Raw genomic sequence first — 21,375 nt, 5'->3', positions numbered from 1 at the left:
AGAGGGCAATTTACCTCGTTGGGTCGTTAGCTCAGTCGGTAGAGCCGTTGACTCTTAATCCATGGGCCACAGGTTCGAACCCTGTACGACCCACCAACCAAATCAGCGTGTTACGCCCAGGCTTTTCTCTGCTTGTTTCCTCATTGCGCCGTTTTAAGCGCGCTTTTTGCAAAAAAATTCGCATTTTTCGACTGATGTTCAGAAAGGTGATCTGGCGCAAACTGCGGTGTTGCACCGCAGTTTATACGGCAAGAGAGGCTGTGCGCTGGCGCAACGTCGGCGCATGGAGCGGTCATTTGCCCAAGAATCTTTCAGGTCAAGATGCGGGGAATACATGCGCAGCCGACATCAAGAGCAGCGCCCAGGCGGCGGCCGAGAGCGCGGCGGTGGCATAGACGCGCCCCAGCGGCAGCTTCAGCATGCCGGCCATCAGCGGTACGGTATAGCGCATTACCGCCAGAAAACGCGAGGCGAACAGCAACGGCAGCCCTCTTTTTTGCAGGGCGCGCTGGGCTTTGCGCAGAGGCGCATGAAAACGCGCCGGTAGCCGGCTGCCAAGATCGCGGCGGCATAGCAGCGCGCCGCAGTGGAACGACAAGATCGATCCCAGCGCGGCCCCGAGGGTGATGGCCGCCCAAACGGCGCCGACAGGCAGCGCGTGCTTGCCCGCAACGATGCCCATCAGCAGCGTGACCGAGGCGGGCGGCAGGACGGAGGAAACGAAGATCACGGATTTACCCAGCGCAAACAGGAAAATCAGCAGCAGCAACATCTCTGGATTCGGGCTGTATTTGGCGATAATGTGTGTCAATTCATTCATTTAACACCTGTGGGCGAGAGGGCTGAGTGCCAGTGTCCCATCCACAGGTTCAATAATGGCTAAATAACGCGCCGCTATCCGGCAATCTCTGCGTCTTGCTTGCGCACGTCGGCGCGCCGGTTTTTGAGCGCCCACAACAGCGCGGCGCACAGCAGTGCAAAGGCGGCCAGCACCAGCGGCCCGGCATGCGGGCTGTGAAAACGCTGTTCCGCCTCGGTGCGGATCAGCGGGGCTAAAAAGCTGAACGCCGCGCCGAGCGTGGTGCAAAAGCCGATGCCAGCCGCCAGCGCCGGGCCGGTGAGCAGCTGCGCGGGAAACGTCCAGAAAATCGGCTGTACCGCCAGAAAACTGACTGCGCAGCAGCTCAGGGCGACGATAGCGAGCAGAGGGCCGGCATAGGAAGAAACCACCAACCCCAGCGCCGCCGCGACCATGCACCCGACGGCGATCGGTAATCTTCTGGCGGTGTTTCTGTCGGCATAGCGCGGCAGGAAATAGACGCCCAGCGCGGAGAACGCCCAGGGAATGGCGGCCACCAGCGAGGCCTTGAAGCCGAGATGGGTGCCCATCAGCGAGGCGACCTGCGACGGCAGGAAAAACATCAGGCCGTACACGCCGATCTGCAGGGTGCCGTAGATCAACGCCAGATGCCAAACTTTGCCGCTTCTCATCGCCGCTTTGACGCTGCTGGTTTCGGTTTGCTGCTGTTCGGCGGCCAACTGTGCGACCAGCGCCGTGCGTTCTTCCTCAGTCAAAAAGCGAGCCTGCCGTGGGTTATCGTCGAGATAGAAAAAGGCGAAGATGCCGAGGGCGACGGCCGGCAGCCCTTCCAGCACGAACATCCAGAACCAGCCGGGTTTACCCAACACGCCGTGCATCTCCAGCAATGCCCCCGACAGCGGTGAGCCGAGCGTCAGGGCCGCCGGCACGCCGAGCACGAAAATGCCAATGACCGAGGCGCGCACCTTATTGGGAAAATAGATCGACGCCAGCAGCAGGATGCCGGGATAAAAGCCGGCTTCGGCGATCCCCAGTAGAAACCGCAGGGCGATAAATTGCTGTTCGTTGGTCACCAGCCCGGTGCAGGCCGACAGCGCCCCCCATAACGCAGTGGTGGCGCTGAGCCAGCGTTTGGCGCCCCAGCGGTTCATCAGCAGGTTGGCCGGGATGCCGAACAGCGCATAGGCGGCAAAAAATATCCCGGCACCCAATGCAAAGGCGGATTGCGACAGCGCGATATCGATGGCCATCGCGTCCTTGGCAAAGCCGACGTTAACCCTGTCGATAAACGCGATGAAGTACATGGCGAACATCAAGGGCACCAGCCTGTGCCAGGTTTTGCGGATGGCGGCGTTGAGCGCTGGAGCGGCATAAGTGGCGTGATTCACTGGCGGTAACCTCTCTTCTGAGAATGACAAACGTCGGTCATAAGGACCGTCCTGGTGCCGTTGCCCTCAACACGACGGTTACAGCGGATTTTTTTCGTGAGTTTTAAAGGTCTAAAGGACTAATGGTCAGGCCTTTAAAGGCGAAAAAAACGCCGCGTATCGGGTCGGCAGGCTGATGCAAACATCACCATGGTGAATGGTGTGTTGCTTTTTTGTTAACCAAACGTTCACACAGGGCTATGGCGCGTTCAAGCGCTTTGATCGAGATCTGTGTGCGCTATCACCGAATTGGCAACCCAGTGATAGACCTGGAGTAGGTCGCTTTCATCTCGGGAGGAAGGACGATAAGGTGAGGCACGGCAAAACAGAATGCAGGAGCGCAACATGCTGAAGGTCATCGCTGAAGATTTTATTCACCCGGAACACATTGAAACCGTTATGCCATGGTATCGCGAGCTGGTGGAGAAAACCCGTCAAGAGCCGCTGTGCATCCGTTATGAGCTGTGCATCGACCAGCAGGACCCCGGGCATTTTATTTTTATCGAAAGCTGGCCGGATCGCGCCGCCCTGGATGCGCATTGTCAGACCGAGCATTTCACCCGGCTGGTGCCGCAGATCAATCACTATCAGCGCAAGCCTTGTACCTTCCTGTTTATGCACGCATTTCCTGAAACAGGTGATAAATGACGAAAAAATCCCCGCAGGGGGCGGGGTCAATGGCTTCTCACTACTGTCTTCTTGTGATTAAAAAATAGGCTGGTAATGATTTTCATTCTCTAAGAATGCTCTTAAATAAATCAGCTTGATGAATGATTCACTGCCTGCTTTTCGCTGGCGATTTTAATGGCGCGCAACATACGGCGCCGTATCAACCCGCTCACCAGGCGAATAGCATACCAATACGGGGTAAACCGCCGCCGGCTGGCGTCGTCGGGGCAGAAGATGCGCGTTTCCGTCACCAGACGACAGCGCCCGCCCTCGAGAGGATTCACGATATAACCCAGCGCCAGTTTGGCGACGCCGGGCTGAGCGAAGGCCAGAAAGCCCGCCCCGTCAGCGACCTGCTCCAGGCCGTATTCAGCCTGCCAAAAGCGGCCGATCAGGCCATAGACCAACGCGCTGTCATCCTGCTCAAGCAGGCAAAAGTTATGCAGGCCAAACGGCGGCTGGCTGGGCTTATCGCGTGGCATCAGCCGCGCGGGCAATTCGCGCAGCGCTATCATGCTGCGGAAGAAACGATCGTGTTTGGGATCGTAAGCGGCCACGGCCGTCAGGATCCGAGCCTGCGGCGCGGCGATGGCAATCGCATGCTGCTCCGAGAACTGGTATTGCCCAAGGTATTTATTCAACAGCGCCATGTTTTTCATTCTCCCGCCATTCGCTTTGCAGCAGGGCGAAACCGAATTCGTCGCCCCATGCGCCTTTGAAAAATACGTTTTGCCGCCAGCAGGCCTCACGACGAAAGCCCAGCTTGCCGAACAGCGCGGCGGCGCGAAGATTACGCGCGTCCACCACCGCGGTAATGCGGTGCTTCGCCAGCGGCCCGAACAGCAGAGCGATGACGGCGTTTAGCGCCTCGCGTGCCAGCCCTTGCCGCTGATGGCTGGGCGCGAAGGTCACGCCCAGTTCAGCCTGGCGCCCCGCATCGAAGAAATGCACCGCGACATCGCCGAGCAACGCGCCGTCCTCCCGGTGCTCGACCGCCAGTTGAAACCAGCTGTCGTCGCGGTTGAATGCGAGCCGCCGTTGCCGTTCGAAAAAGGCCTGCGCATCGGCGGCGCTGTAGTCGCTCCAGCTTTGGTAGCGCGCTACGTCTGGGTGGCGGCGGTAGGCGGTAAAGTGGGGCAGATCGTCAGCCGTGAACGGGCGCAGGATCAGCCTGGGGGTCTGCAGAGGCAAAAGGCGCATTATTTTTCCTTATCAGCGCATTAGGGCTACCGGCAGTGTAGCCCAGCGCCGAGAGGCGGGCTGCGTAAAATGAGCTGTGGAAAAGGTGAGGAAAGTCGGTCATCGTTCACTCGTCGGGGGTGTTTCCCTGAAAAAAGATCAGCGTCAGCAGCAGGGCGATGGCGCCGAACGGCAGTGAAAACAGCGGCAGGTAATAGGCCGGCAGCGCGTAGAGCGTCAGGCCGCCCAGCATGCCGCCCGCCGCGATGCCGGCGTACAGCACCGAGCTGTTGAGCGACACGGTCAGCGCGCCAAAGCGTTTCGACAGCGACAACAGGTGGTGCTGGATCGGCACCAGATACATCCAGCCGGTGATACCCCAGACCATAAAGATGGCCAGCACCCACCAAGGGGATGTGACATAAAAGGCCAGCAGAAACAGGGACAGCGTCTGGATCGCCACGGAAAGCAGCAGCACGAACTTGCTGCCAAGGGCATCGGTTAACGCGCCGGAGGCAAAATTGCCGATCACTGCGCCAATGCCGAACACCAGCAGCGCGGGGGGCAGGATCGCTTGCGGGCCGAACTGGGTGTTTTTCAGCAACACGCTGACGTAGCTATAGACGATGTGTTCCGAGCAAACGGCAAAAAAGGTAATCAGTAGCGTAGTCAGCACCGCCTTTTGCCGCAGCGGGGCGAGCTGCTCTTTCAGAGAATGCTTGCCCGGTGGCGCAATGGCGCGCAGCGCCAGCGAAAGGCCCAGCAGCGCAATCGCCCCCAACAGGGCGATAAACAGGAAGATTTCACGCCAGCCGATCAGTTTGGCGAGAAAGGTACCGAATGGAATACCGAGCGCAATAGCCAACGTCATGCCGCCATAGACGATGGAAATGGCCAGGCCGCGGCGTTTTTCCGCCACCAGTCCCACCGCTGCTGCGGCGGCCTGCGGCGTGTAACAGGCCGCTCCCAATGCGGCCAGCACTCTGCCGAACGCGATCTGCAGGTAGCTGGTGGCCCAGACGCAGGCCAGGTTGCCGACGATGAACAGCACCAGCGCCAACTGCAGGATATGCTTGCGGTTGACGTTGCCGAGCAGCCAGGCAGTCAGCGGTGCGAACAACAGATAAGCCAACGCGAATACCGATATCAACTGCCCCGCTTGCGCGGGGCTGACGGCAAAGGTATCGGAAATGTCGCTGAGCACGCCGGCGACGATAAAGGCGTCGGTGCCGATGGCGAATGTGCCGGTCGCCATCAGACAGAGCGTGAACAGATGGCCGTTATAGTCCGTTAATCTCATTCTGTATTCCTGATATGTTCGTTCTCTATCGTGGCACGCCGCCATTATTTTCGGCTTGGCGGCAGTTATTCATCAAACTCAGCATCACAGAAAAAGTAATGGCGGACAGATGGCGCTGTCCATGACAGGAATGACAGGTTTACGACCTGAAGAGATTATGCTATTCGCGTAGTTTTCCTCTTCGACGCAATAAAAGGCTTATTTTAATGGGAATAGCTTTTTTCGTTATAGCGTTGGTGTTTTTTATTATATGAAACGGCTACTGGCGCCGGGCGACGATATTCTATAGTGAGTCTGACCTATCGATAAATCGGCATCGCTATCTGGAGAACCTGCGTTATGGATACCCGCACTCAACGGCTCATGGCTGAGGTGATAGGCAGCCTGGCCGATCGCGAATGCTTTTTGACGCAGCTGGAGCCCTGCGCCGAGGCGTTGGGGTTTGATTATTTCTCCTACATCGTGTTTTCCTGTTATCCGGCCAGCCGCCCCAAGATGCTGATCGAAGGGAATTTTTCAGCGAGCTATCTCGAGGATTATCGGCGGCAGCGGGTATACTTGCAGGATCCGGTTATTGAGCGCGCTCACCACTCCACACTGCAGTTCCAGTGGGACGAAAGTTTTTATCACGAGCGGCCGACGCTTTGGCGGCATATGGCGCAGTTTGGCCTGTGCGCCGGTTGGTCGCAATCGGTCAAGGATTGCTATGGCCGGCTGGGGATCCTGACGTTTGCCGGCAAAGCGCTACCGGAGCAAACACCACAAGCGTGTGCGGCAAATGAAACCTTTTTCCTTTGGCTGGCGCAAGCCGCCCATAAAACGCTGCGTGAAGCCTTGATATCGGTGAATGACGACGCGATAAAAGACGTGCTGACGCTGCGCGAAAAAGACATTTTACGTTGGTGCAGCGAAGGGAAAACGGCGGAAGAGATCGCGCTATTGATGGGGGTGAGCGAGCGTACGATCAATTTCCACATCGGCAACTCGATTAAAAAACTTTCTGTCGCCAATAAGACCGCCGCCACTGCCAAAGCGGTTTATTTACAGCTGATTTAATCTCGAGTAATAAATAATTAAGCGCCTATCCGTTTTCGGCGTGATGTTTATATTTTGTTAAATTAAGAGTTATCCTTATCAGTATTTACCCCCGATCACAAAAGCGTGATAAAGCGATTCACCGCGCCCGCGCGCGGCAGTACTCTGTAGGCACCCGGTTTACATAGAAAGGATGTGATATGTACAAGACTATTTTAGTGCCGATCGATATTGAAGAAGATCTGTTAACCGAGCATGCGCTGAAGCATGTGGAATATTTGGCGAAGATGTCCGGCGCTAAAGTGCACTTCTTCCATGCGCTGCCGGATGCCTCGGCGTTTGTTACTGCCTATTCGTTCGGTCTCAAGGAGTTTGAGAATCAGGCGGAAGTGAAGGCGGTGGATAAACTGAAGAAAGTCATGTCGGAAATCGATCTGCCGTTGGATCGCCTCAATTACACCGTCAGCTTCGGTTCCGCGCGCGATCAGGTGTTAGAACTGGCGGAAGAGATCGACGCCGATCTGATCATCATCGGTTCGCGTCGCCCGAGCGTGAAAACCTATCTGCTGGGGTCTAACGCCGCCGCTATCGTTCGCCATGCCAATATTTCGGTGATGGTGGTCAGATAATCCGTCTTAAGCCCGCCGTTTTCGGGCGCGTTCTGTGGTTGCCTGTCGGCTGCAGAGCGTGCCTTGCGTTTTATTGCCATCTCAGCCTGAGCTGCTACGATTTTAGCTGACGTTTTTATGCCAACCGGGCCACTGGCCTTGCGCATATTCTTCATCTCAGCCAGAAGAGGGGCAGCTATGCCATTAGAAGTTGATGGGATTATCAGGGGCGATCGGGGCAGTGAACCGAGCCGTTGGCAACATGCGTCAACCAAACCGCTTATCACGCTGACCTGGCATCACACCATTCCCTGGAACTGTTTGCGGAATGTCTGGAATGGTTTGGTGGCGGGGCAGCATTGGGACGCGCTGGACGAGTTTATGAACCTTATCGGTGTACCAAACCGCGCCGAAGTGCTCAAACAGATCAAGAATAAAAACCTGCAGGATCGCGATGGATTACACACTCTGGTGACCTGGCAAGGATGGAATATCGTCGAGGGGCCAGGTAATGAGTATCGCGCGCAGGGGGACGATCCCGGTGAAAACTTCGACGGTTGGTCGGGTAAGGGGATGAGCACTAATCAGCAGGCGACGCTGCAGCAGGTCAACGTGTTGTATCGGGTGATGGCGCCGCTGGGAAGCCGTGCGCTGGACGCCGCCAGACAGGCGCCGCCCATTACCGCTGAGGAAGCGGACGTCTTGCAACGGACGATTAAACAGACCCGCCCAACGTTGCGAGGAAAGGAACCGATCCGGTGGCAAGAAGATATGTGGCACCAGGTGCAGCCGGGTAAAGAGGCGAAACACTTCGCTCGCTGGGACACCAAACCGGTGTGGCGCAAGCGCCTGCACAGCGATCTGGCTCAGGCAGGATAAGCCTCTCCCCGCGCCGGATTGCCGGCGCGGGAGAATCAATCCGGTGCTAATCGCACAGTGCCACTATTTCGTCGTACAACGTCCTGGGAATTTTCACGCCGTCTTGTTCGCTCTGGCGCCGCTGCCGATAACGGCGTTCGCCGGGGATGCGTGCGCCTTGCGCCAGCATATCGGCAAACATCGCCTCTGCGCTGGCGAAATATTTGGCCTTATCCGCACCGAGAAAACGCTCAGGATCCAACGCGATGATCAGCTCACCGCCGTAAGGCGACGAACCGGTGCCGTCGTCGTAGGCCAGCGATTCCTTGCTGGTCATATCGCCGATCAGCGGCCCGGCCAACAACTCAACCATCGCCGCCAGCGCCGAGCCCTTATGTCCGCCGAAGGCCAGCATCGCGCCCTCCAACACGCTGGCTGCATCGGTGGACGGATTGCCTGCCTTATCAATGCCCCAGCCTTCAGGCAGCGGGGTGCCTGCACGGCGGTGTAATTCGATTTCGCCGCGCGCCGCCGCACTGGTGGCCATGTCGAACAAAAACGGCGGCCGATCCGAGCGCGGCCAGCCGAAGGCGATGGGGTTGGTGCCGAACAGCGGGCGCGAACCGCCGGCCGGCGTCACCCACGCATGGCTGGGCGTGCAGGCCAAGGCCACCAACCCTTGCTCTGTCAGCGGTTCGATATCGGCCCACAACGCGGAGAAGTGCACGCAGCGGTTGATCGCCAGCGCGGCGATACCGTTGGTTCGCACCTTCTCGATAAAGGCCGGCAGAGCGGTGCGGTAGGCCAGCAGGGAAAACGCGCCGCCGGCGTCGGCACGCAAGATGGCTGGCGCCTGGTCGAGCAACCTGGGCATCGCATCGGCAGAAACCTTGCCTGCCCGCAGCGATCGCACACAGCCCAATAGTCGATACAGCCCGTGCGAAGCGCAGCCGTCGCGTTCGCCCTGGGTGACATTTTGAGCTACCGCCTCGGCATGCACCTGATTGAAACCGTTGCTGCGCAGCGTGCGCAACGCCAGTTGATAAGCCTGTTCCAGCGACAGAACGTGCATGGATGTCATTTCGATGTCCTCCCTGGGTTCATTCTTCTTCATCGCCGATAAAATTGGCCTGGGGTAAACAGGTATAGGCGCCCCAGTAGTAAACCGCCAGCGCAATCACCGCCATGGTGAGGGTGTCCCACGGGTGGGCAATGGCGCCGATGCCGCCGAAGCTGCTGAGGTAAGAGAGTGCGATCACCAGCGCATAGAAGACGATCAGCCACAGCGAGGACCAAATTTGCTGCCGAAGGCTAACGGCGTGGGTCGGCACCTGATTCTTGAACAGGATGTAGATGAAGAACATTAGGATCTGCAAGCCGAGCAGCCAGGAAACGGTATCCCAGCCGGACCAGAATACGATCAGCGCCGAAATGATAAACGACAGCGGGCCGAGTACGCAGAAAGCGCGCACCCGGAACGGACGCGGCATATCGGGCGCATTGCGCCGCAGCCCGGCGGCGGTGACCGGGGCGATGGCGTAGCTCAGCACCAGCGCGGCGGACACCACGCCGATCAGCTTTTCCCACGACGGGAACGGCAGCGTCCAGAATACCGAGAGAGCGAAGGTCAGCCACAGCGCCGGGCGGGGAATGCCGGACTCGCCATCCACCCGGGTGAACAGTTTGAAGAAGGTGCCGGCGCGCGCCCAACCGTAGATCACGCGAGGCGTGGCGTTCATATAGATGTTGCCGGTGCCGCTCGGCGAAACGATCGCGTCGCTGACCACCAGAAATGCCAGCCACCCCATGCCCAGCGTGATGGCGATATCGCGAAACGGCAGGGAGAACTGTTGGCTGATACCGGCCCAGCCGCCGCTCAGCATCTCACTGGGGATACTGCCGAGAAACGCTATTTGCAGCAGCACATAGATGATGGTGGACAGCACCACCGACAGGATCAGCGCGATGGGAATGGTGCGCTGCGGCCTTTGCACCTCGCTGGCGACCGAAATGATCGGCGTCAGGCCGAGGTAGGCGAAGATGATGCCACCGGCGGAAATGGCGGCCTCAACCCCGGCTGAACCGAAGGGGGCAAAGCCCTGGCTGTGCAGGTTTTCCGGTTTGAAAAAGCTGAACAACACCACGATCACCAGCAGCGGCACCAGAAACTTCAGCACGCTGATCAGGTTATTGGATTTAGCGAAGGTTTTGACGCTGTAATAGTTGAGCGCGAAGAAAAAGCACAGCAGCGCCAGCTGCACCAGCCAGCCGATCGGCGTAGGGTCGCCGGAACCCGGCTGGCTGAGGAATGGGAACCAGGCGGCGGCGTATTGCCGGGCAGCGACGACTTCGATGGCAATCAGGCTGGAGAAGGCGATCAGCGTGATAAACCCCAGCAGATAACCCATCAGTTCGCCGTGCGAGAACACCGGATAGCGAATGATGCCGCCGGCGCGCGGCAGGGCGGCGCCCAGCTCGCAGTAGACGATGCCGAGCAGCAGCACCGCCAGGCCGCCGATCAGCCAGGAATAGATGCCGGCCGGGCCGGCGATGGAGGAGACATGGCTGGCGGCGAACAGCCAACCGGAGCCGAAGATGGCGCCCAGACCGATGAACGTCAGATCGGTGAGCGTAAGCTGCTTCTTGAATTTGCCTTGGGTTGTCATGGTATTACCCTTTTGTTATTGAGTGGCAGGCAGATGCGGCCGGGCTAATTTTGGGCAGGTGAAATCAGGGGATCTCGGGTGAAAACGCCGTTCACCAGCCGCAGCAGGTTGAGCGGGTTGGCGTCCTGCAGCGGTGGCGGCAACAGCGCCGCAGGGGTGTTTTGCAAACAGACCGGCCGCAGGAAACGTTCGATGGCCAACGTGCCGACCGAGGTGCCGCGTGCGTCGCTAGTCGCCGGGTAGGGGCCGCCGTGCACCATGGCGTCGCACACTTCTACCCCGGTCGGATACCCGTTGAACAGCACCCGACCGGCTTTGCGTGCCAACAGTGTCGTCAGCTCGGCAGCCGTATCGAGATCGCCGTCATCCGCCAGCAGCGTAGCGGTTAACTGACCTTGCAATGCCGCCAGCGCCGCATGCAGCTGCACTTCGCTATCTACAGCGACGAGGATGCTGGCCGGGCCGAAGACCTCCTGTTGCAGCAGCGGATCGGCCTGCAGCAGCAGTGCCTCCTCCGCTTGATACAGCTGTGCCGTCGCCCGATGAGGGGGCGTTTCACTGCGGCCCGCCAGACGGCGCATACCCGGGTGCGCATCGAGGGCTGCCAGCCCGTGACGGTAATGCTCCAGCGTACCGGTATTCAGCATCGGCTGCGGCTCGGCGGCGTTGACCAAGGCGCTCATCGCTTCGGCCAGCCGATCGAAGGCGCCGCCGCGCAGCGCGACGATCACGCCGGGCTTGGTGCAGAACTGACCGCAACCGAGCGTAAAGGAAGAGACCAGTTCCTGCGCGATGTGCTGCCCGCGCCGCGCCAGCGCCTGTGGCAGGATCACTACCGGATTGATGCTCGACATTTCGGCGAAGACCGGGATAGGTTGAGGGCGTTGCATCGCCAGATCGAAGAGCGCTCGACCGCCTTGCAGCGAGCCGGTGAATCCCACGGCCTGAATCGCCGGATGTTGTACCAGGTCGGCTCCCACGCGGTTGCCGAAGATCATGTTGAAGACGCCGGCAGGCATCCCCGTGCGTTTCCGGGCGCGCTCGATCGCCTGAGCGGTCAGCTCGGCGGTGATCATATGGCCGCTGTGCGCCTTGAACACGACCGGGCAGCCGGCGGCGAGCGCGGCGGCGGTATCGCCACCCGCGGTGGAGAACGCCAGCGGGAAGTTGCTGGCACCGAATACCGCCACCGGGCCGAGCGCCGTGCGGTATTGACGTAGATCGGGGCGCGGCTGGGGGGAGCGTTGCGGCAGCGCGCAGTCGATGCGCACGCCCTCGACGTCGCCGCGCCGCAGTAGCGTAGCGAACAGCCGCATCTGGCCGCTGGTTCTGGCGCGTTCGCCGCTCAACCGCGCCGGCGGCAAGGCGGTTTCCTGCATGGCTAAGGCGAAGAAATCCTCATCCAACGCGTCTAACTCCTCGGCAATGGTGTCGAGAAATTTCGCGCGTTGTTCCGCGCTGAGCTGCGAATAAGGTGCAAAGGCCGCGGCGGCAGCTTCTGCGGCGGCGGCGGTTTCTGCCGCCGTGGCCTGGTGGAAGCAGTAGCCGGTCGGCTGACCGTCGTCGGCGCGCAGGCTGAGCAGCGCCGCTTCCCCTTCGGCGCGGCGTTGGCCGCCGATAAATTGTTGGCCGCTGATGGCGGCGTAGCGATCGTTGGGCATTGGTTCCCCCGGTAGAGAAAGCATGACGCCCGGCATGGCCGGGCGGTGAAGGCGTTACAGGCCGACGTTCGGCAGCGCAGGGCGAGTGGCCAGCGCTTTATCGATCACGGCATTGATCTCGGTGAGCGTCTCGCCCTGCAGCGCCAGGCGCGGCGGACGAGTGACGGCGCTGCCGCGGCCGACCCGCTGTTCGCAGAGTTTGATGCACTGCACCAGATCGGGGCGGGCATCGAGGTGCAGCAGTGGCATAAACCAGCTGTACAGCGCCAACGCTTCCTCATAGCGTTTTTCCTTCGCCAGCCGGAATAGTGTTTCTCCTTCGCGCGGGAAAGCATTCGACATGCCGGAGATCCAGCCTTGCGCGCCGACGGCGATGCTTTCCAGCACCACATCGTCCAACCCGGCGAACAGCACGAAGCGATCGCCGACTTCGTTGCGCAGGTCGATAAAGCGGCGGGTGTCGCCCGACGAGTCTTTGAAACACACGATGTTCTCGCAGTCGACCAGCGAGGTCAGAATGTCTGGCGTGACGTCATTTTTGTAAATGGGAGGGTTGTTGTAGACCATGATCGGCAGATCGGTCGCGCCGGCGACGCTGCGGAAATGCGCGGCGGTTTCGTGCGGTTTGGCGGAGTAGACCAGCGCCGGCATCACCATAATCCCGTCGACGCCGGCCTTTTGCGCTTCACGCGCCATGTTCTGCGCGAAGGCGGTGGTGAACTCGGCGATGCCGGCGATCACCGGCACTTTACCGTCGGCGGCGTCTCTCGCCACTTCGATCACCGCCAGCTTCTCTTGCACCGTCATCGAGGTGTTTTCACCGACGGTGCCGCACACCACCAGGCCGGAGACGCCGTCGCGTACCAGGTTTTTGATCACCGTATGGGTGGCGTCGAGGTCCAAAGAGAAATCGTTGCGGAACTGGGTCGTCACCGCCGGGAATACGCCGCTCCAGCTTATGGCTTTATGGCTCATCGTGTTTGTCCTGTCGTCCGAAAGTGTTAATGAAAAGTGAATCTTTGGTAAGGCTCACCGACAGATTGACCGGTATTGCGTGGGGAGGCTTGACGCTTTTCACCGATTGCCGCGACGAAATTGGCACAATGGCGCCGAAAAGCGGACGTGAAAAAACCGGGCGCTGGTGCACCGTGAAAAGAGGGGGCTTAACCAGATAAATCAGCGCATTAAGCGGAAAGCGTCAGGCGGAAATCGCGCGGCGTAGAGCCGGTCATCGCTTTGAATTGACGGCTGAATGCGCTGTGATCGGTGTAGCCGCACAGCAGCGCGATGTCGGTGATCGGCAGATCGCCGGCCAGCAGTTCCGTGGCTTTTTCCAGCCGCACTTTATGGATCATCTGCCGTGGGGTGAGGTGGAAGATACGTTTGCAGTAGCGTTCGATCTGCGCCACCGACAACCCGGTCAGCGCCGTCAGCTCTTCAAGCGCGATCGGTCGGGCATAGTGGCGGCGGATGTGCACGTCGATCGCCGCCAGCCGTTGGTAGGCCGGGTGATTGGCCCTGGCCTCCTGCAGATCGTGAGAAATACCCGCCATACCGATGATTTTTCCCTGCGCGTCATACAGCGCCAGCTTTTGCGTCAGGCACCAGCCGGTTTCTCGGCCATTGTACAGGTGCATCTCCAGCTGATCCTGGATCAGCACGCCGTGGCGCAATACCCGCAGATCCTGCTCGGTGTAGCCGGATCCAAGCTGAGCGGGAAAAACGTCGGCGGAGGTCTTGCCCAGCAGCGGCGTGACGGTTTTGAAACCGCAGCGCCTGGCCAGCGTCAGGTTGGCCAGCAGGTAGCGAGCCTGGGCGTCTTTGATAAAGAACACCACGTTGGGAATCGCGTTCAGCAGCGGCGCGATCAGCGCCAGCGTATTCAGCAGATCGTGCAGGTTATTCGGGCGCTGCTGCGCCAGTCCGTCGCACAGGCGCGACAGATGTTCGACGGCAAAAACGTCCTCTTGCTCCGGCAGTCCCACAAGCGAAGGCGGCGAGAGAGAAACCGGAGGCTGATAGTCTGAAGTGGATCGCATAACAGTCCCTTTTCGGTCGTTAGCCGGAAAAACAGGCGGGCCAGGTTGGCGCTTTCGCATCAATATTAACTTTTATGTAACGAAGCAAGCGCTATTTCCGGCCGGCTGCCAAATATGCGGATTGCCGCATACTTTTGCCGGGCGGAGTTTGGCAGTTGCTTGAAAACTGCGGCGTTTCTCGCTACACAAAGGTTTAGCATGAAAATAACAATATGATAAATAAGTCATTGTTATGGCATTCGCTAAGCACATACCCGCGACGCGTCAGGCCTGACTTTTGTCACTGTGCTGATTTCTTCATTCGCCGCGCCGAAACGCATCAAGCCGTTATGCTCACATTCGTTCAGGCTAATGCCATTGGTAACATCTCATTAACTCAGGAGACGCCGATGGCACTTTCTGCGCATATCACCGCTTTGCGGGCGATCGATTCTCATACCGGCGGAGAGCCGACCCGTCTGATCGTGGAAGGTTTTCCCGATCTCGGCGAGGGCAGCATGGCGGAACGGCGGGCGTGTTTCGCGCAACATTATGACGATTGGCGCTGCGCGGTGATGCTCGAACCGCGCGGCAATGACGTGCTGGTGGGGGCGTTGCTGTGTCGCCCCTGTTCGCCACAGGCCACCGCTGGGGTGATCTTCTTTAACAACAGCGGCTATCTGGGCATGTGCGGGCACGGCACTATCGGGCTGATTGCTTCGCTGGCGCACCTGGGGCGCATCCACGCCGGTCGCCATCTGATCGAGACCCCGGTCGGCCCGGTAAACGCCACGCTGCATGACGACGGCAGCGTCACGGTAGAGAACGTGGCGGCTTATCGTTACCGCCGCCAGGTGCGGCTTGAGGTTGCGGGTTACGGACCGGTGACGGGTGACATCGCCTGGGGCGGTAACTGGTTCTTCCTGATCGGTGAGTCGCCGTTGCCCATCGATAAACAAAATCTGGAGGCATTGACCTCGTTCTCCTGGGCGGTGCGGCAGGCGTTGGATCAGGCGGGCATCCGCGGTGAAGACGGCGGGGTGATAGACCATATCGAACTGTTCGGTGACGATCCGCAGGCCGACAGCCGCAGCTTCGTGCTGTGCCCCGGCAAAGCCTATGACCGTTCTCCGTGCGGCACCGGCACCAGCGCCAAACTGGCGTGCCTGGCGGCGGACGACAAGCTGCCGCCGGACACGCAGTGGCGGCAGGCCAGCGTGATCGGCAGCGAATTTCAGGCCTACTATCACCGGAATGGCGATCGCATTACCCCCTTTATTCGCGGGCAGGCCTATGTGTGCGCCGATAGCCAACTGCTGCTCGACGAACGCGATCCCTTTGTTTGGGGAATACGCTGATGGGCGCCGAGCGGGGAGCCGATGTCATCGTGATCGGCGCCGGCATCATCGGCGCTGCCTGTGCCTGGCGGCTGGCGCGGGAAGGGTATCGTGTTTCGGTAGTGGACGATCGCCGCGCCGGCGCCACCGCCGCTGGCATGGGGCATCTGGTGTGCATGGACGACAATCCGGCCGAGCTGGCGTTGAGCGCTTATTCGCTGCGGTTATGGCGTGAAGTGACGGGGCGCATGCCGCAAGCGTGTGCCTGGCGCGGCTGCGGAACGCTATGGCTGGCGGATAAAGCGGATGAAATGGCCATCGCCGAGCAAAAGCGGACGCGGCTGGCGGAGCAGGGCGTGGCTGCGGAGCTGCTGACGGCGGAGCAGATCGCCGCGATGGAGCCGATGCTGCGGCACGGCCTGGCCGGTGGGTTGCGGGTGCCGGGCGACGGCATTCTGTATGCGCCGCTCGCGGCTCGCTGGCTGTTGGCCGACGGTGGTGCGGCGATCGACGTGGTGCATGGCGAGGCGGCAGTGCTGGATGAAGGGGCAGTGCGGCTGGTGGACGGCAGGCACCTGGCTGCGCCGCGGGTAGTCCTGGCCTGCGGCCTTAGGGCCAATAGCCTATTGCCGCAGACTTTGCTTCACGCCAAGAAGGGCCATCTGGCGATTACCGATCGCTACCCGCCTCGGGTGCGTCATCAGTTGGTGGAGCTGGGATATGGCGCCAGCGCGCATGCCAGCGACGGCACGTCGGTGGCATTCAATGTACAGGCGCGGCCCACCGGGCAATGGCTGATCGGTTCTTCCCGCCAGTTCGACGCCGTCGATTCGGCGTTGGACATGCCGCTGTTGGCGGCAATGCTCACGCGTGCGCAGCATTTCTTGCCCGCATTAGCGCAGATGAACATCATTCGCTGCTGGACCGGGCTGCGCGCCGCCTCTGCTGACGGGCTGCCGCTGTTAGGCGCGCATCCGCAGCATTCCTGGCTGTGGCTGGCGCTGGGGCACGAGGGATTGGGCGTCACGACTGCCCTCGGCAGCGCCGCGCTGATTACTGCGCAGATCGGCCGGCAAACGCCGGAAATTGACGTTTCCCCGTATTTGGCGGCGCGGGTGTTAGCCGCCAAGGAGCTGCCTGTATGAATGAAAGACAAAATACGCTCTCGTTGAGTATCGATGGCGAGCACCGGCGGGTACCGGTTGGGCTCAGCGTTGCTGCGGCACTCAGCCTGTGCGGTGACGATCGTTGTCGGTTATCTGTTTCACACCAACCGCGCGCCCCCTTTTGCGGCATGGGCGTTTGTCAGGAGTGCCGGGTGACCATTAACGGTCTGCGTCGCCTGGCGTGCCAAACGCTGTGCCAAGCCGGCATGCGCATTGAGAGGAGCGATGATGAGTAACTTCAATTGTGAGGTGCTGATCGTCGGTGCCGGTCCGGCCGGCCAGGCGGCGGCGCTGGCCGCGGCGGAAAGTGGTGGCCAGGTGCGAATGATTGATGATAATCCGCATCCCGGTGGGCAAATCTGGCGCGATGGACCGCAGGTGGCGTTGCCTGAAACGGCGAACCGCTATCGGCAGGCGGTGGCGACGAGGGAAAATATTGCGCTGCAGTCCGGCTGCAAGCTGGTGGCGCAGTGTGGCGCTAACCGATTGGCCTATGAAGACGCCGAAGGCTGCGGCGTGATTCGCTATCAGAAGCTGATTTTATGCAATGGCGCGCGTGAACTGTTGTTGCCGTTTCCCGGCTGGACGCTGCCGGGGGTGACCGGCGCCGGTGGTCTACAGGCGCAAATCAAGCAGGGGTTGGCGATCCGCGGCGAGCGAGTGGTGATAGCCGGCAGTGGTCCGCTGCTGTTGGCGGTGGCGGACAGCGTGAAACAGGCCGGCGGTGAGGTGGTGCTGGTGGCTGAGCAGGCGCCGCTTTGGCGGTTGGCGGCGTTTGCCGGCGGCCTGTGGCGCTGGCCAGCCAAGCTGCGTCAGGCGTTTTCTCTGATGCCGCATCGTTATCGTGCCGGTAACCGGGTGCTGGCGGCGTTGGGGCAAGAACGTTTAACCTCGGTGCACGTCAATAACGGCGGGCGGCAAAGAACGATCGCCTGTGACCGGTTAGCCTGCGGTTTTGGTCTGGTGGCGAACATTGAGTTGGCGATGCTGCTGGGGTGCCGGATAGAACACGACGCCGTAGCGGTGGATCATTTTCAGCAAACCAGCCAGGCGCAAATTTATGCCGCCGGGGAGTGTACCGGCATTGGCGGCAGTGAATTGGCGCTCACCGAAGGCGCCATTGCCGGTTATGCTGCCACCGGGCAGCGGGAAAAGGCAGAGCGCATGGTGGCGCAGCGGCGGCGGTGGCGGCGTTTCGCCACGGCGACGGCAAGTACCTTTGCTCTCGATGAGCGCTTGAATTCGCTGGCCAAACCGCAAACGTTACTGTGCCGCTGCGAAGACGTTACGTTGGAACAGGTACGCCATCAGCCGGATTGGAACTCGGCTAAACTGAGCAGCCGATGTGGTATGGGAGCATGCCAGGGAAAAATCTGTGCGGCGGCGGCGAGGCAGCTTTTGGGCTGGCCTTTACCGTCGCCGCGTGTGCCTTTAACGCCGGTCAGGACAGAAACGCTGGTTGCACTGGGGCTGAACCGATGTGATGACGACGGTTGAATGGGTTAGCGGCATTTCGCCCCCAGGCAAATGCCGCCACATCACCATTGCGGCCAATAGTAGGTTTTCTCTCGCCAGCCTTTGCCGTACATACAGGCTTCGATGATGGCGTCCCGGGCGGACTGATTGCGATCGGTCTGCACTGTTTTAATCGACGGCTCCTTGTCGTAGCGGTATCCCGATGGACAATCTTTCTTATTCTTCTCGCAAGGCATGTATTTGTTTTCGTAGCTGAACTCCACGTCCCGCACTACGTCCGGCGGAAAACGATCGTATCCGCGGCTACGGCATTCGGCATATTCGGCATCCCGGGTACTCTCAACCGCGCCGGGCCTTTCCCATTGAGTGCAGGCGGTCAACATCAATAACGGCAAAACAATCAAACAACGGCAATTCTTCATAGTGTCCCTAGCTCTTTCTCTATCCTGAGGCTCGCAGCCTAGGAATTTTCCTAACTGGCGAGGTAGGAAAGTGTAATAAACTGGCGGAACAATTGGAAATGATAATAGTTATTGTTTAGGTATGATTGAGGAAGTACCGCGCTGAGAGAGGATGTGGCACATTGAGGGAAGTCTGTAGAGATCTGCGGCCTCACGAAGAAAGGGGGCGATGTGGCGCTGGTTTTATTCGTTCTCTTTATGCCGCAATGATCCGATCGCAATTGCATCGTTTTGATGAGGTAAATAATACGCAAGCTAAGTATATTCTTATCTGGTCTGACTATTATTTTTATTTAGGATATTTACCCATGCCAAGGATTTAATACTCGGTATTAATACCCTATTTTTTTATTTCTGTTTTTTTATTGGGGTTTTATTTTCAGGTTTTTCCGTGAAAGTATTTTTTGTTACAGGGAATTCATTTGCATTTTAAATTTGGATTTTTTAAATTCATTTTAGAGAAAGGATAACCGTATGCGACAAAGTCAAAAAGGAGTTTATTTTGTCTGGGATAAAGAAAACGCCTGAAAGTCATGACGGTTTACCTTCATCATCAGAGGATTATGATACTTTTAAGCACCTCTCCGATGTGGGTGCCGTGTTGGGATATGGGCGAACTCGTTTTTATCAGTGGTGCCGTGGGCGCGGATTTCTAACCCCGATGAACGTTCCGTCACATGAAATGATCAGCTTGGGATATATGGTGGCGGTGTTATCAGAGACCGGTCATACCAGGGTTTACGTCACGCAGGATGGTTTCAGTTACGTCAGTGGTGCTTTTGCGGCAGATATCCAACGTGGCATGGTCAAGTTTTAAATCTGCAAGAATCGCCTTTATTTCAAGGGCTTTAATGCAGAATCTTCTTATTTCTGCAGGTTTGTGGGGGAGTGGGAAGTTATCCGATTTTTTCATCTCTGCGGTATGAATGCTACTGGAGACAGCTATCTCTTGTTACGATAAGCATTATTTTCTTCAGGAGCTAAGGATGAAGCATTACGCCGCGCTATTATTTGCCTCTGCACTGTTGACGGGGTGTGCGACTCAAGCCGTACCGCCGCAACAGGCTGAATTGCCGCCCCCAAGCCGTCTGATGCTTTATCAGAATATCCCGGATACGCCTTACGCCACGGTGGTGGTGGTGCGCGATAGCGGAATGCTGGCGGGCAGTTGCCGCACCGGCGTCTATGTGAATGGGGAGTTCGCCGCTTCACTGGCGTCGAAAGAGAAAGCAGAATTTCGCGTACCGCCAGGCAATATTACGGTCAGTATCGGGCAAGATATGATCGAGAATAACCTGTGTATTTGGCGTGAGACCGGCGGCAGTATACCGATGACGCTGCGCGCCGGTGAAAGCCGCTATCTGCGTATCGCCGGTGATCGGCAGCGTGGTTTCGTTTTGCAGGCGGGGCGACCTTAATCTGCCCTGGCAAGGGCGTTAACGCCCTTGCCACCACCCCCACAGCGTAATGAGTAGCCACGCTGCCGCAATCCAGCACAATACCGCCGCCCCCAGAGCCAACGACAGCCGCAAACTGTTGATCAGGAAATAAAGCGAGATCAAATATACCAGGTAGGGCAACACCGCCCACATGCCGAAAATCAGCGTAGTTTTCAGCGCCGCGATGGAACGCTCGTTGCCGACAATGTAATGCGCAATCAGGGCGAAAGTGGGAAAGAGCGGGACTAAACCGGCGATATAATAGTTGCGCGTTTTGGCCAACAGGCCGATCAGAACCACGACCAGCGCGCCGATCAGCGCTTTGACAAGGATGCCCATAACGGTCTCGGGTGTGGGGGAAAGTCAACACACTGCCCGAAAGCACGTGCAAGATCAATGGGGTGTGGTGTAGCGCGGTGAAAAGCAGACCCACAATAAGTGCGGGTCTGGGATGCAACGCTTACTGACGGTAAGCGTGCTTGATTTGCTGAATGCTGTTCTTGAAGATTTCCGCCTGGGTGGGATCTTCAATCTGAGCGATGAAACGTTCCATGTTGATGATAACTTTCCCGGCGTCGGCCTGGCCGATCGATTTCAAGATCAGCGTCAGCGTAGCTTTGAGGCAGGCAACCTCGGTCGCCAAGATTTCCGGGTTTGCAGACGTAGTGAAATCAACGTTGCTCATTTTCTCTCCTGATTTTTTGAGGCCGTAGCCTGATACAAGCTGCTTTGGCGCACCGCACGCGGGCTACTAAAAGGTTGCCCCGCGCGCGGCGGCGAATTTAACTGGGCGCGGAGTATAGCATAGCATGCGCCTGTCATCTGCACCGGGCTTGCTCAGGTCACGCGGGTGGGCAACGTTCGCTCATTGCTTGTCTGAATCATCTACTCGTGGCAAGTTATTTCGAGGTGGTTAACAAGTATTTGTCCGGCACGTTATTGTTGAACAATGGGGGTTATTATAATTATTTGGGGTGGGGGACACCGATTTTACCGGCGTTTGCCGGGAATAATAGTTTCGACCGCGGGTTGCCAGACACAGGTTGGCAGCGGATTTTGTTACGCCTTTAAATATCAAATGATTACAAACAACCAACGGCCGTGTTAATATTATTCATGTCGTGATTGCTTACACAGATTTCTCTCTCGTAGCATGATTATCGCGCTATCCTGTGTCTGGTACAGCGCCGCGGAATTATTTTCGGCGTCCGATCTTTTCCGACGTGACGATTTATCGGCGGCATAGACGGCTAAA

General features: G+C 58.7%; 23 protein-coding genes and 1 tRNA gene. 11 read left to right on the top strand and 13 right to left on the bottom strand.

Annotated elements, in window-relative coordinates:
* The first annotated feature begins 20 nt into the window (after positions 1-20).
* Positions 21-96 (top strand) — tRNA-Lys (locus tag ACYF6X_RS11305).
* A gap of 220 nt (positions 97-316) precedes the next feature.
* On the opposite strand, the gene ACYF6X_RS11300 is transcribed toward ACYF6X_RS11305, so the two are convergent.
* Positions 317-820, bottom strand: coding sequence for a DedA family protein (locus tag ACYF6X_RS11300; RefSeq protein ID WP_107227745.1), 504 nt, complete (start codon positions 818-820; stop codon positions 317-319).
* A 74-nt stretch (positions 821-894) separates the two neighbouring features.
* Positions 895-2,208, bottom strand: a complete 1,314-nt coding sequence (locus ACYF6X_RS11295) for an MFS transporter (RefSeq protein WP_107227746.1) — start codon at positions 2,206-2,208, stop codon at positions 895-897.
* Positions 2,209-2,592: 384 nt separating this feature from the next.
* On the opposite strand from ACYF6X_RS11295, the gene ACYF6X_RS11290 reads away from it, so the two are divergent.
* On the top strand, positions 2,593-2,895 hold the full coding sequence (locus tag ACYF6X_RS11290) for a putative quinol monooxygenase (protein ID WP_130017657.1): 303 nt from the start codon (positions 2,593-2,595) through the stop codon (positions 2,893-2,895).
* Between the two features lie 110 nt (positions 2,896-3,005).
* On the opposite strand, the gene ACYF6X_RS11285 is transcribed toward ACYF6X_RS11290, so the two are convergent.
* The 3 genes from ACYF6X_RS11285 to ACYF6X_RS11275 all read right to left on the bottom strand — a co-directional run bounded on the left by ACYF6X_RS11285 (position 3,006) and on the right by ACYF6X_RS11275 (position 5,395).
* On the bottom strand, positions 3,006-3,566 hold the full coding sequence (locus ACYF6X_RS11285; RefSeq protein ID WP_130017658.1) for a hypothetical protein: 561 nt from the start codon (positions 3,564-3,566) through the stop codon (positions 3,006-3,008).
* Positions 3,550-4,116 (bottom strand): GNAT family N-acetyltransferase, encoded by a 567-nt coding sequence (locus ACYF6X_RS11280; RefSeq protein WP_130017659.1) that lies wholly within the window; start codon positions 4,114-4,116, stop codon positions 3,550-3,552. Before ACYF6X_RS11280 ends, ACYF6X_RS11285 begins: the two co-directional genes overlap by 17 nt.
* Positions 4,117-4,222: 106 nt before the next feature.
* Positions 4,223-5,395 carry an MFS transporter gene (locus ACYF6X_RS11275; protein WP_130017660.1) on the bottom strand — a complete coding sequence of 391 codons (1,173 nt, stop codon included), beginning with the start codon at positions 5,393-5,395 and terminating at the stop codon, positions 4,223-4,225.
* A gap of 339 nt (positions 5,396-5,734) precedes the next feature.
* Between ACYF6X_RS11275 and ACYF6X_RS11270 the strand changes: the two genes are divergently transcribed.
* The 3 genes from ACYF6X_RS11270 to ACYF6X_RS11260 all read left to right on the top strand — a co-directional run bounded on the left by ACYF6X_RS11270 (position 5,735) and on the right by ACYF6X_RS11260 (position 7,917).
* Positions 5,735-6,451, top strand: coding sequence for an autoinducer binding domain-containing protein (locus tag ACYF6X_RS11270; protein WP_130017661.1), 717 nt, complete (start codon positions 5,735-5,737; stop codon positions 6,449-6,451).
* 179 nt (positions 6,452-6,630) lie between these two features.
* Positions 6,631-7,059, top strand: a complete 429-nt coding sequence (locus ACYF6X_RS11265; RefSeq protein WP_063989481.1) for a universal stress protein — start codon at positions 6,631-6,633, stop codon at positions 7,057-7,059.
* A gap of 177 nt (positions 7,060-7,236) precedes the next feature.
* Positions 7,237-7,917, top strand: a complete 681-nt coding sequence (locus ACYF6X_RS11260) for a hypothetical protein (protein ID WP_107227749.1) — start codon at positions 7,237-7,239, stop codon at positions 7,915-7,917.
* A 46-nt stretch (positions 7,918-7,963) separates the two neighbouring features.
* Here the strand turns inward: ACYF6X_RS11260 and ACYF6X_RS11255 are convergent, their stop codons facing one another.
* The 5 genes from ACYF6X_RS11255 to ACYF6X_RS11235 all read right to left on the bottom strand — a co-directional run bounded on the left by ACYF6X_RS11255 (position 7,964) and on the right by ACYF6X_RS11235 (position 14,262).
* Entirely contained in the window at positions 7,964-8,977 is a 1,014-nt protein-coding gene (locus tag ACYF6X_RS11255; protein WP_130017662.1) for an Ldh family oxidoreductase, read from the bottom strand.
* 19 nt (positions 8,978-8,996) lie between these two features.
* The gene (locus tag ACYF6X_RS11250) at positions 8,997-10,562 is read right to left on the bottom strand and encodes an APC family permease (RefSeq protein WP_063989483.1); all 1,566 of its coding nucleotides are present in this window, start codon (positions 10,560-10,562) and stop codon (positions 8,997-8,999) included.
* Positions 10,563-10,606: 44 nt separating this feature from the next.
* Positions 10,607-12,223 (bottom strand): aldehyde dehydrogenase (NADP(+)), encoded by a 1,617-nt coding sequence (locus tag ACYF6X_RS11245; RefSeq protein WP_130017663.1) that lies wholly within the window; start codon positions 12,221-12,223, stop codon positions 10,607-10,609.
* Positions 12,224-12,277: 54 nt separating this feature from the next.
* Positions 12,278-13,198 (bottom strand): dihydrodipicolinate synthase family protein, encoded by a 921-nt coding sequence (locus tag ACYF6X_RS11240; protein WP_107227753.1) that lies wholly within the window; start codon positions 13,196-13,198, stop codon positions 12,278-12,280.
* A gap of 209 nt (positions 13,199-13,407) precedes the next feature.
* The gene (locus ACYF6X_RS11235; RefSeq protein WP_063989486.1) at positions 13,408-14,262 is read right to left on the bottom strand and encodes an AraC family transcriptional regulator; all 855 of its coding nucleotides are present in this window, start codon (positions 14,260-14,262) and stop codon (positions 13,408-13,410) included.
* A gap of 389 nt (positions 14,263-14,651) precedes the next feature.
* Between ACYF6X_RS11235 and ACYF6X_RS11230 the strand changes: the two genes are divergently transcribed.
* The 4 genes from ACYF6X_RS11230 to ACYF6X_RS11215 are packed head-to-tail and all read left to right on the top strand — an operon-like array spanning position 14,652 to position 18,241.
* On the top strand, positions 14,652-15,599 hold the full coding sequence (locus tag ACYF6X_RS11230; RefSeq protein ID WP_130017664.1) for a 4-hydroxyproline epimerase: 948 nt from the start codon (positions 14,652-14,654) through the stop codon (positions 15,597-15,599).
* Positions 15,599-16,723 carry an NAD(P)/FAD-dependent oxidoreductase gene (locus tag ACYF6X_RS11225; RefSeq protein ID WP_063989488.1) on the top strand — a complete coding sequence of 375 codons (1,125 nt, stop codon included), beginning with the start codon at positions 15,599-15,601 and terminating at the stop codon, positions 16,721-16,723. The genes ACYF6X_RS11230 and ACYF6X_RS11225 overlap by 1 nt, the downstream gene beginning before the upstream one ends.
* Positions 16,720-16,980, top strand: a complete 261-nt coding sequence (locus tag ACYF6X_RS11220) for a (2Fe-2S)-binding protein (protein WP_074181190.1) — start codon at positions 16,720-16,722, stop codon at positions 16,978-16,980. The genes ACYF6X_RS11225 and ACYF6X_RS11220 overlap by 4 nt, the downstream gene beginning before the upstream one ends.
* Positions 16,973-18,241 carry an NAD(P)/FAD-dependent oxidoreductase gene (locus tag ACYF6X_RS11215; protein WP_130017665.1) on the top strand — a complete coding sequence of 423 codons (1,269 nt, stop codon included), beginning with the start codon at positions 16,973-16,975 and terminating at the stop codon, positions 18,239-18,241. Before ACYF6X_RS11220 ends, ACYF6X_RS11215 begins: the two co-directional genes overlap by 8 nt.
* Positions 18,242-18,282: 41 nt before the next feature.
* Here ACYF6X_RS11215 and ACYF6X_RS11210 read toward each other — a convergent pair whose 3' ends face one another.
* The gene (locus ACYF6X_RS11210; protein ID WP_063989490.1) at positions 18,283-18,642 is read right to left on the bottom strand and encodes a hypothetical protein; all 360 of its coding nucleotides are present in this window, start codon (positions 18,640-18,642) and stop codon (positions 18,283-18,285) included.
* A gap of 541 nt (positions 18,643-19,183) precedes the next feature.
* Between ACYF6X_RS11210 and ACYF6X_RS11205 the strand changes: the two genes are divergently transcribed.
* Both ACYF6X_RS11205 and ACYF6X_RS11200 read left to right on the top strand, forming a co-directional pair.
* Entirely contained in the window at positions 19,184-19,498 is a 315-nt protein-coding gene (locus tag ACYF6X_RS11205; protein ID WP_130017666.1) for a hypothetical protein, read from the top strand.
* Between the two features lie 169 nt (positions 19,499-19,667).
* Positions 19,668-20,099 carry a hypothetical protein gene (locus ACYF6X_RS11200; protein ID WP_063989491.1) on the top strand — a complete coding sequence of 144 codons (432 nt, stop codon included), beginning with the start codon at positions 19,668-19,670 and terminating at the stop codon, positions 20,097-20,099.
* An 18-nt stretch (positions 20,100-20,117) separates the two neighbouring features.
* On the opposite strand, the gene ACYF6X_RS11195 is transcribed toward ACYF6X_RS11200, so the two are convergent.
* Positions 20,118-20,459, bottom strand: coding sequence for a GlpM family protein (locus ACYF6X_RS11195; protein ID WP_038875376.1), 342 nt, complete (start codon positions 20,457-20,459; stop codon positions 20,118-20,120).
* Between the two features lie 121 nt (positions 20,460-20,580).
* Entirely contained in the window at positions 20,581-20,805 is a 225-nt protein-coding gene (locus ACYF6X_RS11190; RefSeq protein ID WP_004927950.1) for a DUF2594 family protein, read from the bottom strand.
* Between the last annotated feature and the right edge of the window lie 570 nt (positions 20,806-21,375).

The organism is Serratia sp. ID 25-353 (assembly GCF_054792795.1).
The sequence above is the reverse complement of the archived record's forward strand: the minus strand, read 5'-3'. Positions and strand labels throughout refer to the sequence as shown.

Coding starts and splice junctions, on each gene's coding strand:
- ACYF6X_RS11285 (WP_130017658.1), bottom strand. CDS start 3,566: ATGGCGCTGTTGAATAAATACCTTGGGCAATACCAGTTCTCGGAGCAG.
- ACYF6X_RS11230 (WP_130017664.1), top strand. CDS start 14,652: ATGGCACTTTCTGCGCATATCACCGCTTTGCGGGCGATCGATTCTCAT.
- ACYF6X_RS11290 (WP_130017657.1), top strand. CDS start 2,593: ATGCTGAAGGTCATCGCTGAAGATTTTATTCACCCGGAACACATTGAA.
- ACYF6X_RS11190 (WP_004927950.1), bottom strand. CDS start 20,805: ATGAGCAACGTTGATTTCACTACGTCTGCAAACCCGGAAATCTTGGCG.
- ACYF6X_RS11275 (WP_130017660.1), bottom strand. CDS start 5,395: ATGAGATTAACGGACTATAACGGCCATCTGTTCACGCTCTGTCTGATG.
- ACYF6X_RS11255 (WP_130017662.1), bottom strand. CDS start 8,977: ATGACATCCATGCACGTTCTGTCGCTGGAACAGGCTTATCAACTGGCG.
- ACYF6X_RS11270 (WP_130017661.1), top strand. CDS start 5,735: ATGGATACCCGCACTCAACGGCTCATGGCTGAGGTGATAGGCAGCCTG.
- ACYF6X_RS11250 (WP_063989483.1), bottom strand. CDS start 10,562: ATGACAACCCAAGGCAAATTCAAGAAGCAGCTTACGCTCACCGATCTG.
- ACYF6X_RS11220 (WP_074181190.1), top strand. CDS start 16,720: ATGAATGAAAGACAAAATACGCTCTCGTTGAGTATCGATGGCGAGCAC.
- ACYF6X_RS11235 (WP_063989486.1), bottom strand. CDS start 14,262: ATGCGATCCACTTCAGACTATCAGCCTCCGGTTTCTCTCTCGCCGCCT.
- ACYF6X_RS11245 (WP_130017663.1), bottom strand. CDS start 12,223: ATGCCCAACGATCGCTACGCCGCCATCAGCGGCCAACAATTTATCGGC.
- ACYF6X_RS11200 (WP_063989491.1), top strand. CDS start 19,668: ATGAAGCATTACGCCGCGCTATTATTTGCCTCTGCACTGTTGACGGGG.
- ACYF6X_RS11240 (WP_107227753.1), bottom strand. CDS start 13,198: ATGAGCCATAAAGCCATAAGCTGGAGCGGCGTATTCCCGGCGGTGACG.
- ACYF6X_RS11280 (WP_130017659.1), bottom strand. CDS start 4,116: ATGCGCCTTTTGCCTCTGCAGACCCCCAGGCTGATCCTGCGCCCGTTC.
- ACYF6X_RS11260 (WP_107227749.1), top strand. CDS start 7,237: ATGCCATTAGAAGTTGATGGGATTATCAGGGGCGATCGGGGCAGTGAA.
- ACYF6X_RS11215 (WP_130017665.1), top strand. CDS start 16,973: ATGAGTAACTTCAATTGTGAGGTGCTGATCGTCGGTGCCGGTCCGGCC.
- ACYF6X_RS11195 (WP_038875376.1), bottom strand. CDS start 20,459: ATGGGCATCCTTGTCAAAGCGCTGATCGGCGCGCTGGTCGTGGTTCTG.
- ACYF6X_RS11300 (WP_107227745.1), bottom strand. CDS start 820: ATGAATGAATTGACACACATTATCGCCAAATACAGCCCGAATCCAGAG.
- ACYF6X_RS11225 (WP_063989488.1), top strand. CDS start 15,599: ATGGGCGCCGAGCGGGGAGCCGATGTCATCGTGATCGGCGCCGGCATC.
- ACYF6X_RS11210 (WP_063989490.1), bottom strand. CDS start 18,642: ATGAAGAATTGCCGTTGTTTGATTGTTTTGCCGTTATTGATGTTGACC.
- ACYF6X_RS11265 (WP_063989481.1), top strand. CDS start 6,631: ATGTACAAGACTATTTTAGTGCCGATCGATATTGAAGAAGATCTGTTA.